The 17,473-nt window shown below is 48.1% G+C and carries 15 protein-coding genes; 8 read left to right on the forward strand and 7 right to left on the reverse strand.

The window, feature by feature from the left end; translation table 11 throughout:
- Nucleotides 1-53 precede the first annotated feature (53 nt).
- A complete protein-coding gene (gene hutP / locus BDD39_RS15395; protein ID WP_166912041.1) occupies nucleotides 54-503 on the reverse strand; it encodes a hut operon transcriptional regulator HutP in 450 nt (149 codons plus the stop codon).
- 158 nt (nucleotides 504-661) lie between these two features.
- On the opposite strand from hutP, the gene BDD39_RS15400 reads away from it, so the two are divergent.
- The 8 genes from BDD39_RS15400 to BDD39_RS15435 all read left to right on the forward strand — a co-directional run bounded on the left by BDD39_RS15400 (nucleotide 662) and on the right by BDD39_RS15435 (nucleotide 8,949).
- Nucleotides 662-1,837: an RNA-guided endonuclease InsQ/TnpB family protein gene (locus BDD39_RS15400; protein ID WP_166912043.1), complete on the forward strand. Its 1,176-nt coding sequence runs from the start codon at nucleotides 662-664 to the stop codon at nucleotides 1,835-1,837.
- Nucleotides 1,838-2,197: 360 nt separating this feature from the next.
- Entirely contained in the window at nucleotides 2,198-3,043 is an 846-nt protein-coding gene (locus tag BDD39_RS15405) for an SPFH domain-containing protein (RefSeq protein ID WP_166912045.1), read from the forward strand.
- 15 nt (nucleotides 3,044-3,058) lie between these two features.
- Nucleotides 3,059-3,247 (forward strand): type II toxin-antitoxin system antitoxin, encoded by a 189-nt coding sequence (locus BDD39_RS15410; protein WP_166912047.1) that lies wholly within the window; start codon nucleotides 3,059-3,061, stop codon nucleotides 3,245-3,247.
- A gap of 272 nt (nucleotides 3,248-3,519) precedes the next feature.
- Nucleotides 3,520-5,847, forward strand: a complete 2,328-nt coding sequence (locus BDD39_RS15415) for a xanthine dehydrogenase family protein molybdopterin-binding subunit (RefSeq protein ID WP_166912049.1) — start codon at nucleotides 3,520-3,522, stop codon at nucleotides 5,845-5,847.
- A complete protein-coding gene (locus BDD39_RS15420; RefSeq protein ID WP_166912051.1) occupies nucleotides 5,834-6,667 on the forward strand; it encodes an FAD binding domain-containing protein in 834 nt (277 codons plus the stop codon). The genes BDD39_RS15415 and BDD39_RS15420 overlap by 14 nt, the downstream gene beginning before the upstream one ends.
- 3 nt (nucleotides 6,668-6,670) lie before the next feature.
- Nucleotides 6,671-7,147 carry a (2Fe-2S)-binding protein gene (locus BDD39_RS15425; protein WP_166912053.1) on the forward strand — a complete coding sequence of 159 codons (477 nt, stop codon included), beginning with the start codon at nucleotides 6,671-6,673 and terminating at the stop codon, nucleotides 7,145-7,147.
- A 213-nt stretch (nucleotides 7,148-7,360) separates the two neighbouring features.
- Nucleotides 7,361-7,792, forward strand: coding sequence for a MerR family transcriptional regulator (locus BDD39_RS15430; protein ID WP_166912056.1), 432 nt, complete (start codon nucleotides 7,361-7,363; stop codon nucleotides 7,790-7,792).
- A complete protein-coding gene (locus BDD39_RS15435; RefSeq protein WP_166912058.1) occupies nucleotides 7,792-8,949 on the forward strand; it encodes an MFS transporter in 1,158 nt (385 codons plus the stop codon). Before BDD39_RS15430 ends, BDD39_RS15435 begins: the two co-directional genes overlap by 1 nt.
- A 45-nt stretch (nucleotides 8,950-8,994) precedes the next feature.
- Here the strand turns inward: BDD39_RS15435 and BDD39_RS15440 are convergent, their stop codons facing one another.
- From BDD39_RS15440 to BDD39_RS15465, 6 genes are all read right to left on the reverse strand, one after another.
- The gene (locus BDD39_RS15440; RefSeq protein ID WP_166912060.1) at nucleotides 8,995-10,152 is read right to left on the reverse strand and encodes a saccharopine dehydrogenase family protein; all 1,158 of its coding nucleotides are present in this window, start codon (nucleotides 10,150-10,152) and stop codon (nucleotides 8,995-8,997) included.
- 26 nt (nucleotides 10,153-10,178) lie between these two features.
- Nucleotides 10,179-11,660, reverse strand: coding sequence for an aldehyde dehydrogenase family protein (locus BDD39_RS15445; protein WP_166912062.1), 1,482 nt, complete (start codon nucleotides 11,658-11,660; stop codon nucleotides 10,179-10,181).
- 75 nt (nucleotides 11,661-11,735) lie between these two features.
- Nucleotides 11,736-13,394 (reverse strand): thiamine pyrophosphate-dependent enzyme, encoded by a 1,659-nt coding sequence (locus BDD39_RS15450; RefSeq protein ID WP_166912065.1) that lies wholly within the window; start codon nucleotides 13,392-13,394, stop codon nucleotides 11,736-11,738.
- A 5-nt stretch (nucleotides 13,395-13,399) separates the two neighbouring features.
- Complete coding sequence (locus tag BDD39_RS15455; RefSeq protein ID WP_166912067.1) at nucleotides 13,400-14,569, reverse strand: aminotransferase class I/II-fold pyridoxal phosphate-dependent enzyme; 1,170 nt, start codon at nucleotides 14,567-14,569, stop codon at nucleotides 13,400-13,402.
- A gap of 294 nt (nucleotides 14,570-14,863) precedes the next feature.
- Nucleotides 14,864-16,321 (reverse strand): NAD-dependent succinate-semialdehyde dehydrogenase, encoded by a 1,458-nt coding sequence (locus BDD39_RS15460; protein WP_166912069.1) that lies wholly within the window; start codon nucleotides 16,319-16,321, stop codon nucleotides 14,864-14,866.
- Between the two features lie 212 nt (nucleotides 16,322-16,533).
- The gene (locus BDD39_RS15465) at nucleotides 16,534-17,412 is read right to left on the reverse strand and encodes an IS982 family transposase (protein WP_166907142.1); all 879 of its coding nucleotides are present in this window, start codon (nucleotides 17,410-17,412) and stop codon (nucleotides 16,534-16,536) included.
- Between the last annotated feature and the right edge of the window lie 61 nt (nucleotides 17,413-17,473).

The following is a 17,473-nucleotide window of genomic DNA, read 5'->3' on the forward strand; positions in this document are numbered from 1 at the left end:
GAATATGGGATGTCACAGCATTCAGCCTCCTACTAAACTCATCGCTATAGGCTTTATATATGATTGATTCCTAATCCGACCGTCTCATGCTCCAACCCGCGAATCGGCGCGCCAATCGTCCCGTACAAAGCGACAGCAATCCACTCCCCTTCCGCCGCATTTTCATATGGCATCCCTCTGACGACAGCGAAACGAAGGCCGACCGTTCTCATTAAATCTCCTAGCTCCACTTGTCCCCTCGTTACGCCTTGCACCGCTTCGACGACCGCATGATAGAGCGCGTGCATTTCCCGATACAGCCCACCGTCGACGATATGGTTGCGCTTTGCCGCCGTTTCAATCGCGGCAACAATTTTTTGCAGCTCCATCGAGCCGACTTTTCCTTTGCAATAACGCCATGATAAGTGATCCAAAAGCCTTGCGATCTCCAATTCTTCTTCCTCGTCGAGCATCGCCAGCAATATGGCGTTTCGTCCGATTCGCGCTTTTGCCTCTTTTAGCATGTGGTCATACACCTTTTATTTTAACATTTTTCCCGAGAAGTCTCCCTTCCTCTAAACGGAGTGAAGGAGGGAGAGGAATCGGGAAGTTTTTGATTCCCAAAAACGAACATATGTGCTATAATCAAACCATCCATCAAACAAAGAAAGAAGGGATTCTCATGCTTCGGGGCCAAAAAGTGTTCTTCCGGGCATCGAAAGCGGATTTGGACCGATTGTACGCCTGCAATCGCGAATCCGCCCGTGTTTGGAATGAATGTCTTCGATTGGCGAAGGAACATTTTCTCCAATACGGCCGTTGGATTACCAAAAGCGAACTGCAAAAACAAACGAAAAGAAAGTTCCATCTTCACAGCCAATCGATTCAAGCTGTCTGCCACAAATACCTCTTCGCAAGACAATCTTCTCACCACGCGATTCAGCAAGGATATCCTGCTCGCTACCCTTACAAGAAAAAGAAGTACTTCCCAACGAAATGGGCGAAAGACGGTTTCAAAGTGTATGAAAACGGAAAAATTGAACTCTCCATGGGCATTCATCACGGAAAACGGGAAAAGCCGATCGTCGTGTATGCGTCGCATCTGCCAAAAGGAACGATCAAAGAAATCGAATGCTGCTTTGATCATGGTCTCTATCTTGCGGTGACGTATGAAGATGGACAAAAGGCAACAGCGTACAAACCGAACTTCTCCGTCGGAGTCGATCTTGGAGAAGTACACACCATCGGTGCGTTTTGCGAAACCGGGCAAGCCCTCCTCATCACGGGAAGAAAAATACGCTCCCTTCACCGGCTGCGGAATAAAAAACTGGCAGAGATCCAGCGACTTCAATCGAAATGTCAAAAAGGATCCCGTCAATGGAAAAAGTATGAGAGAGCGAAACAATACGTGTTGTCGAAATCCGAAAGACAGCTGCGGGATGCGCTCCATAAAACGACCAAACAGTTTGTCGACTGGTGCCGTGCCCAATCGGTTTCCGATGTGTACATCGGAAACATCGAAGGAGTGCAGCGAAACACGAGAAAGAAAAAGCGGTTAAGCCGCAAACAAGCGCAAAAGCTCTCAAATTGGTCATTTGGGAAAGTGAAGCAGTATCTCACTTATAAGCTGGCTCCACATGGCATTCGCTTGCATGAAATCAAAGAGTCGTATACAAGCCAGACATGTCCTGTCTGCCAAAAGAGAAAAAAAGTGTCTTCCCGCCTGTTTGTGTGCCGGTGTGGGTATGAGGAGCATCGTGACGTTCACGGCGCGAGAAATATCTTAAGCAAAGCGCTGCATGGCACCTTCAAACACTGGAACGTACAAACGAAGCTGATGTATCTACGGATTGCGTAAGCAAGAAGTAGTAGAAGGGTTGGACCGCCCCATCGGTGTAGTACGATGTTGCTTACTGGACCCATCGGGAAGTCTTCCGATGCATTCATCGAGTGGAAGGAGACTGCCTTCTTCTGCGCAGAAGCTTCTTCGATGGAGATGGTAAGAAACTCCCACCTTTTCATGGAATGAAGGTGGGAGAGGTTCATTTTTCTAAGAATATTGTATCGTTTATTTTCTTGTCTTGTCAATTTATTTTTACCATATTTTAACAAGTTAATATGCTAACAAATTATCAAAATAAAGGAAATAAAAAATTTATATTTATTTCAAAATGTGATATCATTTTAATATAAATTCGATATTAAAGGAGCGAAGTAAATGAAAGAAACAAAAGCATGGTATATGAATGGATTTATCGGGATTGTATGCATCGCCATCCTTGCCGCCGTAGCGCTGCTAAGCGCATTGCACGAGCAAATCGTTATTGCCGCACTGTTCCTTGTCGTCGCAGCCGTTTTTGCTACCGGCATTACGATTGTGCAGCCGAACCAGGCAAAGGTAGTTATTTTCTTTGGACGCTATTTAGGGACGATTCGCGACAGCGGGCTATTTCTCACTGTCCCGCTCACCATCCGGCAAAACGTTTCCTTGCGCGTGCGCAACTTCACCAGCAGTAAATTAAAAGTGAACGATGTACAAGGAAACCCGATTGAAATTGCCGCCGTGATTGTATTCCGCGTCATTGATTCTGCTAAAGCCGTGTTTGATGTCGATCGTTACGAAGAGTTTGTCGAAATTCAAAGTGAGGCGGCGATCCGCCATGTCGCGACGAAATATCCATACGATACGTTTGGCGATGAAGATGAAATTACGCTACGAGGAAACGCCGATGTCATTTCCAATGTGCTCGCTGCCGAGCTGCAGGAGCGGCTGCGCGTGGCGGGAGTCGAAGTGATGGAAGCACGCCTTACCCATCTTGCCTACTCCCCGGAAATTGCTAGCGCCATGCTCCAGCGCCAACAAGCGGCCGCTATTTTAGCAGCGCGGAAAAAAATCGTCGAAGGTGCGGTCTCTATGGCGCAAATGGCGATCGAGCAACTTGACAAAGAGGGAATTTTGGAGTTAGATGATGAACGAAAAGCCAATATGGTCAACAACTTAATGGTCGCTATTGTTTCCGAACGGGCGACCCAGCCGGTCATTAACACCGGCAGTCTATATTAATGGTTGTGGAGTGCTATGGCAAAAAAGAAAAATTTCCCTCTTCGCATGGACCCGGCTTTGTATGAAGTCATCGAACAATGGGCGCAAGACGAGTTTCGCAGCGTCAACGCCCATATTGAATTTTTATTGCGCGAAGCCGCTAAACAAGCCGGACGGCTAAATAAGCGGAAAAGAAAAAATGATCCAGGTGTGGAAGGAAGCTAGCGTTTCGGCATCTCGAACGCTAGCTTCTTTATTTTTCAGTCATGGCTATTTTCCAAAAGAATACAATGATAACAGAGCCTATTTCTCAGTGAAATGAAGAATAAAACAATTCCTGTCTTCTTAATGATCATATGCACAGCTAAAATGCAATCTACTTATTCGTTCGCCCAAGATGCGAACGGATATCGTCATAAATGAAACACCCAACTTCATCACATATACGAACGAAGACTATCTACATGCCATCAAGCAAAGCGAAAAGGGGGAATTGGATGGCTATCGGTAAAAGCGTTATTCGCAAAGACGCATGGGACAAAGTGACCGGAAGAGCCAAATACACGAACGATTTCAAAGAAAAAGGCATGCTCCATGCCAAACTCGTTACAAGTCCGTACGCCCATGCTCGCATTCGCGCGATCGATACCGAAAAAGCGCGCGCCTTTCCCGGCGTGCGCGCGATCATCACCGGCGAAGGGCTGCCGCTGACAGGAGAAGACTTGCGCGACCGTCCTCCTATCGCCTTTGATAAAGTGCGCTATCATGGCGAAGTCGTTGCCGTCGTCGTCGCCGATACAATTGTACAGGCAGAAAAAGCGGCCAACCTTGTTCATGTCGTCTATGAGCCTCTCCCTGCCATCGGCAAGCCAAGCGAAGCGCTAAAAGAAGGAGCTCCCCTTATCCATGAACAGCTAGGAAGCTACCAAAAGAACGAACATACCTATCCCGAACCGAATACAAACATCGCTCATCGCACCAAAATCCGCAAAGGCAATATAGAACAAGGCTGGGCGGAAAGCGACGTCGTTGTAGAAACAAGCGTGGCCTTTTCTCCTTCTGACCACGTGGCAATAGAAACGAGATGTGCTACTGCAGAAATTCTCCCCGATGGCAACATTATCATTTCCGCTTCCTCCCAGTCGCCATTTATGATTAAAAAGCTCATTCATTCCTACTTTGGCGAAGATGTCGGCAACATTATCGTCCACACTCCGCTTGTCGGCGGAGCGTATGGCGGAAAAACGCCTGTGCAGCTGGAACTTCTCGCCTATCTGGCATCAAAAGCGGTGGGGGGAAGAAAGGTCAGCATCTGGAATACAAGGGAAGAAGATATGATCACCTCCCCAGTCCATATCGGCCTAGAAGCCACCGTCAAGCTCGGCGCCACAAAAGACGGCTATATCAAAGCGGCGGAAATTCTGTTTTTATTTGATGGCGGCGCCTATTCTGATAAAGCGATCGATGTCAGCCGCGCCGCTGCCGTTGACTGCACCGGACCGTATCATATCGAAAACGTCTGGTGTGATTCGTTATGCGTCTATACAAATCATCCGTATGCCACCCCATTTCGCGGCTTTGGCCATAGCGAACAAGCTTTTGCTATCGAACGGGCCATTGACTTGCTTGCCGAAAAGTTAGGCATGGACAAATGGGAATTGCGGCGGAAAAACGCGATTCGCCTTGGCCATACTACCCCGACGCAAGTGCCGTTAAACCGCAGCAACATCGGCGATTTGCCAGCCTGCCTCGATCGTTTGCGCGAGCTAATGGAATGGGACGAATGGCAGCGCATCGAAATCGATGCTTATACCGTGCGGGTGAAAGGCATCAGCTGCGCGTGGAAAACGTCCACGATTGACCCCAATGCCAGTTCCGGTGTCATTTTGACATTTAATCCCGACGGAAGCGTCAATGTCATCTCTGGCGTCGTTGAAATCGGAACCGGAACGAAAACGATCCTCGCCCAAATCGTTGCCGAGAAATTAAAAATGGACGTCAACGATGTCCACGTCAAAATGGACATCGATACGCAAACGACCCCTGAACATTGGAAAACGGTCGCAAGCCGGGGAACCTTTATGGCGGGAAGGGCGGCGCTCGAAGCGGCGGACGATGCCATCCGCCAGCTAAAAGCGATCGCGTCTTGCGTGCTCCGCGCATCGGTGGAAGATTTAGAAGTTGGCTACGGAAAAGTATTTTTGCGCGATGACCCTAGCATCTATATTCCGGTTAAAGACATCGCCTACGGCTACAAATATCCAAACGGCAATGCGATCGGCGGGCAAATTATCGGACGGGGAAACTATATTTTGCGCCACTTGACCCCGCTCAACAAAGAAACGGGCGCGGGCAAACCGGGACCGGAATGGACGGTCGGCGCGGAAGGAGTGGAAATTGAATTCAACCGCCGCGACTATACGTATAAAATCCTCAAAGCGTTTGCCGTCATTGATATCGGCAAAGTGCTCAACCCGAAAGCCGCACTTGGGCAGGCGATGGGGGCAATGAGCATGGGACTGAGTTTTGCGAGCCGCGAAACGTTTTTATTTGACCGCTACGAACGTGTGCTAAATCCGCAATTGCGCACTTATCGACCCATTCGCTTCGGCGAACACCCGGAATATATTGTGGAGTTTATCGAAACACCGCAAATCGATGCGCCATACGGGGCCCGCGGCGCCGGCGAACACGGGCTGATCGGCATGCCGGCCGCATTGGCAAACGCTTTGTCGCTCGCCGCCGAAGTGCCGCTCAATGAACTGCCGCTGATCCCTGAGCTGATTTGGCGGAAAAAGAAAGGTGACGTTCATGGCTCCATTTGAGATTACTTATCATCGCCCTCGCTCCATTGAAGAAGCGGTGCGGCTGTTTGACACCTTGCAGCAGCAAGGCAAAAAGCCGCTGTATTACGGCGGGGGAACAGAAATTATTACGCTCTCCCGCCTCCATCTTGTCACCACTGATGCGGTCATTGATATTAAACATATTCCTGAATGCCGCGCACTGGAAGCAACCGAGCACGAACTTGTGCTCGGGGCGGCATTGTCGCTAACCACATTAGAAGAGGCCAATCCATTTCCACTCTTGACGAAAGCGGCGAGCGAAGTCGCCGACCGGACGGCACGCAACCAAATCACCCTCGGCGGCAACATTTGCGGGCAAATTTTTTACCGCGAAACGGTATTGCCGCTTCTGCTTGCTGACAGTCAAGCAGTCATTGCCGGAAAAGACGGCGTAAAACAGTGCAGCATTCACGATGTCTTTCAGCAGCACATTCAGTTAAAACCCGGACAATTTCTCGTACAATGGAAAGTGGACCGTTCCTTCGCATCACTGCCCTATTTCCATCGCAAGCGCCGCAAGCAAGGCGAAGTCGGATACCCGCTTGTCACCGCCGCCGCCATCAAAAAAGACGGGCAAATCTGCGTGGCACTCAGCGGCGTGTGCCCGTTTCCGTTCCGTTCCAAAGAGGTGGAAGAGCGGTTAAACGCGCGCCATCTCTCCGTGCATGACCGCATCGAGGGAGCGATCGAAGCACTTCCGCGTCCCATTCTAGACGATATTGAAGGATCGGCAGCGTACCGTCTGTTTGTGCTCAAACAAATGCTTTTCGATATGATCGACGAGCTGGGAGGGGAGTAAATCATGGAGGCCTCAACCAAATGTGAAATGAAATTGCTAGTAAACGGGGAAACGAGGTCCGTCATCGCCCGCCAAGGCGATACATTGCTATTTGTTCTCCGTAACGAACTCGGCCTCACCGGGGCAAAGCCTGGCTGCTTAAACGGCGATTGCGGCGCCTGCACCGTATTGGTCGACGGAACGCCAATCAAATCGTGCATGATGCTTGCCATCGAAACGGTTGGAAAAGAGATTACTACGATCGAAGGGCTTCATAACACCCCAATTCAGCGGGCGTTTGTCGAACATTTTGCCTTCCAATGCGGCTACTGTACTCCCGGCTTTATTATGAATGCCCATGCCTTGACGGAAACAAAACCCGACGCCGATGACGCCACCATTCAAGAATGGCTCGAATCAAATATTTGCCGCTGCACCAGTTATCAGGAAATCGAAGCGGCGGTGAAGGAGGTGTTAAAGCAAAACCGGACAACCGAATAGTTTTTTCTAGCCTCGAAAAGCGACTTTCCCTTTATCGTTGGAAGGGACAGTCGCTTTTTTACGTCCATTGCAATATCGTTGTTCTTTGTCTTCTTGACTATATTTTTCCAAATACATCCTATTGCTTATTGACAAAATCTAACGTTAACGTTAATGTTATATTTACGGTAGCAACCTTTATTACCATAAATAAGTAAAGTGAGAGGACCAAGGATGAAGCGATTCAAAATTGACGACGTCGCCAAAGAAACAGGATTAACAAAGCGGGCGATCCGCTACTATGAAGAAATCGGCTTAATTAAACCTCCTGAACGCAGCGAGAAAGGAACGCGCCTGTATACAGAAGAAGATATTGAGCAATTAAAAAGAGTGATTGCGGCCCGTGAAGTATTAGGGTTTTCCCTGCAAGAGCTGCAGCATTTTTTAACGCTGAAAGAAAAGATCGAATCCCATCGTTTTGAATACCGCAACGCTAGCGAACAGGAGGAAAAAAGGCAAGAGCTCGAACATGTTGCTGCCAACCTTCGCAAGCAAATCGATATGCTTGAAGAGAAAATGAAAAAAATGACCCAGTTCAAAAAAGAGCTGGAACAAATGGAACAACGAATTCAAGCGATTTTAAACGAAGAAAGGAGAGGATCATAATGGAGGAAGGAAGACAGACACGGGCACGATGGATTACCGTATTTGCGACATTTTTAGCGTTTATGGGAATCGGGATTGTCGACCCGATTTTGCCGGTGATTGCCGAAAGCATCGGAGCGACTCATTGGCAAGTGGAAATGCTGTTTACTGCATACATTTTTACGATGGCAATCATGATGATTCCATCTGGAATGATGGTTAGCCGTATAGGAGACAAACGGATGATGGCAATCGGGCTTAGTATCGTTACCGTTGTTTCCTTATTGTGCGGCTTATCCAATACGATTCCGCAATTATCCATTTTCCGGGCTGGATGGGGGCTTGGCAACTCGATGTTTTTTGCTACCGCGATGACGTTATTAATTGCGTTAACGCCACAAGCAAACACTGCCGTAGGCCTTTACGAAGCAGCCATCGGCCTTGGGATGGCAGGCGGCCCGCTTGTCGGCGGTCTTCTCGGTCAGCACTCATGGCGATACCCATTTATTGGAACGAGCATTTTCATTTTTATCGCACTTCTTCTTGTCGTCTTTTTTGTCTATGATCCGAATAAAGGAAAGCCGAGAAAAGTAGTCGGCATGAAAGAAATGCGGCATTTATTAACATTCCCGCCTTTTTTGAAAGGCGCAATCGGCGCAATGCTGTATTACTATGGTTTTTTCGTCGTGCTTGCGTATTCGCCGTTAATCATCGGGCTTTCAGCGATTCAAATCGGCTTTGTCTTTTTCGGCTGGGGGCTTTGCCTTGCCTATGGTTCTGCGATTCTTGCACATCGTTTAGAAGAAAAGTATACACCAAAGCAAATTTTGCCTTATAGTTTATTGCTGTTCGCTGTATTTTTGCTTCTGCTATTTATAACGCAAAGCACCTGGTTGATGATCGTTCTTATTATTTTATCTGGCCTTGTTTCTGGTTTAAATAACGCCTTGTTCACCAGCTATGTCATGGACGTTTCTCCGTACGAACGTGGAATGACGTCTGGAATGTACAACTTCGTCCGCTGGATGGGCGCTGCGATTGCCCCTGTGCTATCGGGGGTGATCGGCCACTCCATTTCCGCCAAAGCGCCATTTATGGTGGCGATGGTGCTAGCGTTAATTGCCTTTGCCTTTCTCAGCTTGCGTAAACAACAACCGTCCGTTACCCAAACAAATTAAGACTGATTTTAGGTGGAAACTTTCCACCTAAAATCAGCCTTCTGTTCATTCTTTTACATATTGTTTTTCTTTAATCACTACTCCTCGCTTTTCCATTTCCTTGATGTAAATGTCTCCTGGAACGATTTGCTCCGGCGGATAAACTCCACGTTTTTGAATGACTCCTCTCCCGATCATTTGCGCGACGACCGAAATCGTATTGGCGGTGGTCCGCGCCATCGCTGTTACGTTGTTTTTACGGTCTTTAAACGTTGCCGTTTCATATTCCAAAACCGTTTCTTTGCCGTTTTTGACTCCACCAACAATGACCCGCAATAGCACGACATCCTCTTTATCTTTTAAATCCAAGAGCGGCGATAAAACCGCTAAAAGCACGTCGCGCGGCTTCACTTTTTGTCCTTTTACTTCCACCTCGTAATCGTTTCTTGTCAAATTCAAATCGACGAGCAGTTTAAATTTTTCCGCGTGCCCAGGGTAGCGGATCGTTTTATATTCCAGGCATTCCAATTGCGGATAAGAGTGGGACAAGGTGGACGTTCCTCCTGATGTATGAAACGCCTCCAACGGGCCAAATTGATCAAAATAAATCGTTTCTACTTCCGATAACGACGCGACTTCTTGCTTTTTCCCATCGCGAATAATGAGAGACGGATCGGTATAATGATCAAGCAGCCCCTCTAGCGAAAATACATGGTTGTATTCGAGTGGCGGTTCCGGGCGTACAGGAATTCCGCCGACATATAGTTTGATCGATTTTAACTCATCTAATTTGCTCGCTCCGTACCCTGACAAAATATTGATCATTCCCGGTGCGACTCCTAAATCCGGAATGATCGTAACACCGGCTTGTTTGGCGTTTTCATTTAATTGTAATACCCTGTCGGTAATATGATCGATATGCCCCCCTAAATCAACGGAATGCACACCGACTTCGATCGCCGTTTTCGCTACGATTTCATTAAAACGATAAAATAACGCGTTAACGACCACATCATGCTCGCGCATCAGCGCGGCCAACTCTTTTTCATTCGCCGCATCCACTTGCTTTGCTTCTATTTTGCTAGAATACAATTGTTGACAAGCTTTCTCCGCCTTTTTGCGATCGACATCGGCTAAAGTGACGGCGGAAACCGCCTCGCTTTGCACTAAATCGCGCGCCGCCTCTTTTCCCATCAGTCCAGCTCCAAGCACCAACGCTTTCATCGTATCTCCCTCCTTGTTCTTTTATGTTATTCCTCGACATCGATTTGCGCCCGTTGCAATTTGCCGCTGAAATCAATATAAACGCTTCTCCATTCGGTAAACACATCGAGCGCCGCGACGCCAGAGTCGCGATGGCCGTTCCCCGTTCCTTTTGTGCCGCCAAACGGCAGATGAATTTCCGCCCCGGTCGTGCCGGCATTGACATAGACAATGCCCGTATCTAAATCGCGCATCGCTTGAAACACTTTGTTCACGTCTCTTGTAAAAATAGAACTAGATAATCCATAATCGACGCTGTTGTTGACAGCGATTGCTTCTTCTAAACTGCTTACCGAAATAATCGAAACAACCGGACCGAAAATTTCTTCCCGCGCAATGCGCATCGTTGGCTGGACATCCGTAAAGAGAGTCGGAGCATAATAATAGCCTTTTTGATGCTCTCCATCCCGCAAAATATAACCCCCGGTTAATAGCTTTGCACCTTCTTCCTTGCCGATTCGCACATAACGGTCAATTTTTTGCAACGCTTCTTCATTAATGACCGGTCCGACTTTGACGTTTTCGTCCAATCCGTTTCCAATCGTTAATGTCTTCATTGCTTCTAGCAATCTATTTTCTAATTCTTCCTTCACCTTTTCATGAACAATGACGCGGCTGCATGCCGTACATCTTTGTCCTGACGTACCAAACGCGCTCCACAAAATGCCTTCTACCGCTAACGATAAATCGGCGTCATCCATGACAATGACCGCATTTTTTCCGCCCATTTCTAGCGACACTTTTTTCAAGTGGCGTCCGCATTTTTCGGCAATCATTCGCCCGACTTCGTTTGACCCGGTAAAGGAAATAACTTGCACGTCTGGATGCTCTACCAACGCATTTCCTGTCGTTGGGCCATCGCCGTGAACGACGTTGAACACCCCTTTTGGCAATCCTGCTTCTTCGAATATTTTGGCCAGCTCCTGTGCCATAAATGGTGTTTCTAACGCCGGCTTCCATACAACCGCATTGCCGGCAACAATGGCCGGGAACGATTTCCATGTCGCAATCGCAATCGGAAAATTCCATGGAGTGATGATGCCAACAACTCCAACTGGCACGCGAACGCTCATCGCAAATTTATCTTTTAATTCCGAAGGAGTCGTGTCGCCAAATAACCGTCTTCCTTCTCCGGCCATATAAAACGCCATGTCAATTCCTTCTTGCACTTCCCCGCGTGCTTCCTCGATCACTTTTCCCATTTCTTTGGTTAACAGCCTAGCGAGCTGTTCTTTTCTTTCTTTTAATAAATAGCCGACTTTATATAACACTTCCGCCCGCTTTGGCGCTGGTACAAGCGCCCACCGTTTTTGCGCGGCCTTCGCCGCTTTTACCGCTTCATCAACATCCGCTTCGATCGAAACCGTCACTTCTCCAATCGCTTCTCCGTTTGCCGGATTAATCACCGGAGCAAATTGCTTGCTAATCGATGCTTTCCATTCCCCATTAATAAAATTCAATGCTTTCACAATCCAGCTTCCTCCTTGTCATTTGTTTTCTATAAAAAATTTATGCATCTACTATCATGGCTATTATGCAAATGTTTACCGAGAATTCGAGCGCTTTCGCAACTCGTCGATCGTCGCGGTCACGGAAATTTGGTTTGGATCTGTCATGACTTCGATCACCGTTGGTTTTGTTTCGTTAAAGGCTTGAAGGAGCGCTCTAGTAAATTGGTCTTCTGTTTCCACTCGAATGCCGTTGGCGTTTAAACATTTCGCTAATTCGGCAAACGATACATTCCCTAAATCCGTCCCGATGACCCGTCTCGGAAAGTGAAGTTCTTGATGCATGCGGATGGTTCCATACATGCTATTGTTAAAGACGATACTAATAATCGGAATATGATATCTGACAGCCGTCTCCAGTTCTTGCATCGTCATCATAAAGCCACCGTCTCCTGATAGAGAAACGACGACGCGCTCCGGGAAAGCAAGCTTGGCGCCAATCGCCGCAGGCATGCCATATCCCATCGCGCCGGAAGTAGGACCGATATACGTATGTTCCTCGCTAAACTGGAAAAAAGCATGGAGCCAGCCGGCGAAATTGCCAGCATCATTCGTAATGATGGCATCGTTTGGCAAATGTTGTTGCAAGCTGGCGATAATCGCTTCATTTAAGTTCCGTTTTTCCGCCGGAAGCGTCGATACTTGCTCATATTGTTTCCTCCTTGCTGCCGCCCAATCGTGCCAAGACGGCTGCACGGCGATTTCTAGCAATTTTAAGAGCGTTTCTTTGCAATCTGCTAGGATGGAAATTTCCGGTGGATATACTTTTCCTAATACATCGCTGTCGATATCGATATGAATGAGCGTCTGATCCGGAGACAGCAAGCGATAATCTTGTGTCGTCACTTCCGATAATCTCGTCCCGAGCGCGATCACGACATCGGCCTGCTTCACTGTTTCGATAATGGATTTCGGCGTCCCTAATCCAAGATGGCCGATATAAAGCGGATGGTCGTTTGGGAACACATCATGGCGGCGGAAAGCAGCCGCCACAGGAATGGAGTATTTTTCAGCAAATAACCGCAATAGCCGTTCCGCTTTAGCTAGCTTTACTCCTCCACCGGCGATGACAACCGGCCGTTTCGCCCTTTGCAATATTTCCTGCACGCTCCGCACATCCTCTGCGCTTGGAGCAGGTCTTGGTACATCTACATCCGAAACGACCGCTTCGGCAATATCTTGAAGAAATATATCTTCTGGAAGCGAGATGACGACAGGGCCTGGCCTGCCCGTTTTGGCGATGCGAAACGCCCGCTGCACCAGCTCCGGTATTCGCTCCGCCTCGCGAATTTCCACCGTCCATTTTGCAATCGGCTGGAAAAACCGGTCTAAATCGACTTCCTGAAATCCTTCCCTGCCGCGGAAATGGCTGTGTACCTGCCCTAAAAATACAACCATCGGCGTGGAATCTTGCCTCGCCGTATGGACACCAATCGCTAAGTTAGCCCCGCCGACTCCCCGCGTCGCCAGCACGACTCCGGGTTTTCCCGACACTTTTGCATAACCTTCCGCCATAAACGAAGCACCTCCTTCATGGCGGGCCGAAATCAGTTGAAGCGAAGGTTCATCGAAAATGGCATCCATTAGCGGCAAATAGCTTTCTCCCGGCACGCAAAACACATGGGAAATGCCTTCTCGTTTTAAGCAATGAACGATTGCTTTCGCCGCGGTGGTGCTCCGGATCGTCTGTTTCACCGTTTCTACGCCTCCCAATCAATTTGTTTCCATCGTTCCATCGCTTGCTGTAATCTCTCTATTGGTGCCGATAAGGATAATCGAACATATCCTTCCCCTGAAGGACCAAATGCCGTTCCCGGTGTTACAATCACACCCGCTTCTTCGAGCAGCTTTGCGGCAAATTGTTCGGAGGAATACTCTTTGAAAACAGGAATCCATAGAAAAAAAGTTGCTTTCGGACGTTGCACTTGCATGCCCAGCCCCTGCAGCTCCCTGACCATCATATTCATTCGTTGCTCATAGATTCGGTTATTTTCTTGCACGGACTGATGGTCGCTCGTCAGCGCTGCCGCCGCTGCTTTTTGAATCGGGAGAAATTGGCACGTATCGGTGTTGCTTTTAATAATCGAAAGCGCTTTAATCATATCTTTATTTCCGACGATATAACCGATGCGGCAGCCAGCCATGTTGTAGCTTTTCGATAAGGAACCGAATTCGACCGCCACTTCCTTTGCCCCGTTTACTTGTAGAATGCTCGGCGCTTTAAATCCTTGGAAAGTCACAAACGAATACGCAGAATCATGGGCGATGAAGATGCGGTGCTTTTTTGCCAGTGAAACCGCTGCGGCGAATGTATCCATGCCGACAGTGGCTGTCGTTGGATTGCTCGGATAATTTAAAAACATGATTTTGGCTTCTTCATAAATGGTCGAAGGCAGCTTGGAAAAAAGAGGAACATAGCCATTTTCCGCATCAAGCGGCAAATAAACGCTTCTCCCCCGCGCGAAATGCACGGCCGTGCGGTAAACCGGATATCCAGGATCGGGAATCAACACCATGTCTCCCGGATTAAGCATAGCCTGCAATAAATGAACAATTCCTTCCTTTGACCCAATTAACGCTAAAACCTCGGCATCGGGATCCAACTTTACTCCATATTCCCGCTCGTAAAAAAGCGCCACCGCTTCCCGATATTCTTTGCATCCCGCATACGGCGAATACGTATAATTATTTGGATCATCTAACTGTTCTTTTAACTTTGCCACCACAAAAGACGGCGGCGGCAAGTCAGGAGCACCGATTCCTAAATCAATGACATCGACCCCCTTCTTGATCAACTCTTCTTTTTTCTTTTGAAACTGTGAAAATAAATAAGGAGGCATCGTTTCAACGATATCGGAAAACACATTCATTCCTATCCCCTCGCATAAAATAAATACCTTCCCTCTTAATCTATGCTTTTGCTCGCCTATTTAGCTCACGTCATCCTAAGTCGGCGAACCTGGAACCAAATTAACAGAAGCCGTCTCATCCAAATAAAAATAAGCGGTCAGTATCATCGCGCAATGATGAAACTGGCCGCTGTCTACGCATGCAGATCGCCGGCAAAGGCGCCACGATAGACTACGCAGTTTTTTCACTATCATACTTATGCAACGAAGAGATCAGTCATGAAGATTTTTTATATCGCTGCTCTTTACGTCATGCTACAAGGATTGGATCCCCATCGATACGTACTTCAATTCGACGAATTCGAAAATCCCTTCTTTGCCGCCTTCTTTCCCCAAGCCCGATTGCTTCACGCCGCCAAACGGCGCTTCGGCCACGGCCGGGAATACATCATTAATGCCGACGATGCCGTATTCCAGCTTCTCCATTACGCGATACGCGCGGTGAAGCGAGTCGGTAAAAATATAGGCCGCCAACCCATACGGCGTATCATTCGCTTCGCGAATTACTTCCGCCTCCTCGGAAAATGACTGCAGCGGCAGAAGCGGGCCGAACGTTTCCTCGTTCATCACTTTCATCTCTTTCGTTACGTTCGCCAACACCGTTGGCTCAAAGAAATATCCTGGATACGAATCTTTCCATCGTTTTCCACCATAAAGAACGGAAGCCCCTTTTTGCACGGCATCGTCCAAATGGTCTTGCACTTTCCTTACCGCTTCCTCATTAATCAATGGCCCGATATCCGTTGCTTCATCCAACCCGCTGCCAATGGAAAGCTGTTGTACCTTCGCTGTTAGTTTTTCCACAAAAGCGTCCCAGACCGTCTGCTGCACATAGACACGGTTGGCGCAAATACACGTTTGCCCGCAGTTGCGAAACTTACTCGCCAGCGTCAATTCCGCCGCCAAGTCCAAATCGGCGTCTTCAAATACGATGACCGGCGCATGACCGCCCAGTTCCAGCGACAGTTTTTTTACTTGATCCGCACTTCCTTTCATCAACAGACGCCCGACTTCCGTCGAACCGGTAAACGTAATCAGACGCACGTCTGGATGACTCATCCAACACTTTCCGATCGAAACGGCACCGCCGGTGACAAGATTGACCACACCGGGAGGAATCCCTACTTCTTCGAGGATCTTCACGATTCGATACGCGGTCAGCGGCGTCTCCGGCGCCGGCTTTAACACAACCGTGCACCCGGCGGCAAGAGCCGGCGCGAGCTTTCGTGTAATCATCGAAGCCGGAAAATTCCACGGGGTGATTGCGGCGACAACGCCAATCGGCTGCGGAATGACCATCAGCCGTTTATGCTTGTTCGAGGAAGGGATAATTTCCCCATAGAGACGGTTTGCTTCTTCGGCATACCAAAGGAAATAGCTGGCGGCGGAATCAATCTCCGCTCTTGCTTCTTTGAGCGGTTTTCCCTGTTCCGTTGTTAAGATAGCAGCAAGTTCTTCTTTTTGTTCCTTCATTTTTTCATAGGCTGCATATAATAGATGGGATCGTTCTCTAGCTGTTTTCCCTGACCAATGCGGAAACGCCTGACGAGCCGCACGTACTGCTTGTTCCGCGTCTCTTTCATCCCCATGAGGAACTTCCGTAATCGCTTCCAATGTTGCGGGATTTTGTACTGGAAGCGTTTTTCCGCTTTTGGCGTCCTGCCACGTTCCATCAATAAAAATCGTTTGCGTGTAACGCGAAAAAATAGCCATATTTATATTCCTCCCACAAAACTAATTCAAACCGGGTTTGCCGATAAATCATAAACACCTCAATGAAACTATATAAAAAACGGGAAGGAAAAATGACAGAAGTATAAAATGAAAAAACTCCCCCATCCCCGCCTTCGCGAAAGGAGCAGGAATGAGGGAGACATTCTCTCGCATTTTTTCAATAATATAAAACCCGTGGTGCTAGTTGAGTTTTAACACTCAACTAGCCCAAGAACAACAAGGGAGTAAGCCAGTAAAATACCATCCAGCGCCGTTTCAAATCCAGAAACCGAGTTCGCTCGAATCTCGGTGATCCGATACGAATCGACTAAAATCGAAAACACGGTTTCCACCACTTTACGTTTTCGCTTCATCCACTGTTTCCATGCGTCCGATTGGCGAATTCGCTGATTTTTTCGAACGGGCGTCCAAAAAGCGACCCGGTGCTCTTCGTACAGCTTCTTTTGCAGCTTTTGGCTGATATACCCTTTGTCACCGAGGTTATACGGATGTGGAATTTGCGTCATGACGGTTTCAGCGGCCACCCGGTCGTGACAAGACGCTTCGGTGACAACATATCCCATCGGAAGCCCTTGGTCGGTGACCTGCAGGTGAAGTTTCAACCCATAGAAAGTGATCCTTTTGGAAGCACAATAGCCAATATCGGCAATTCCACGGAATCGTTTGACGCGATGCATTCGAGCTGAATGACACAGCTCGATCGGCAAGCTGTCCACGACCGCATACGCATGGTGTTGCCCGCGCTTGGCCAACTGGTGTCGAATCCACTTGATCGCAAAGCTAAGCGCTCGGCAGCGACGGTTGTACCGAGAACGCTCAGGGAACAAGGCCTTGGGAAACAAATTCCCAATCACAAACCGGTGCCAAGCCCGTTCGGAAGTGAAGCCCAACAACTTTCCAAGGACATGGATGGTGATGATGACTTCGTCTTTCTGTTTCAACAAATGACGATTTCGACGTTGAAGATGAATCTGGATACTCGATAGTTGAGCCGATACAAAAAGCAAAATCGATGCATATTGTTTTTGAAGTTTGACACGATCTGTTGTAAAATGAAAGTGCTCTTGCATGGGAACTTCTCCTTTTGATGTTTGGTTGCACTTTCATTTTAAGGAGATCCTCATGCAAGGG

This window comes from Saccharococcus thermophilus (genome assembly GCF_011761475.1).
Taxonomy (GTDB): Bacteria; Bacillota; Bacilli; order Bacillales; family Anoxybacillaceae; genus Saccharococcus; species Saccharococcus thermophilus.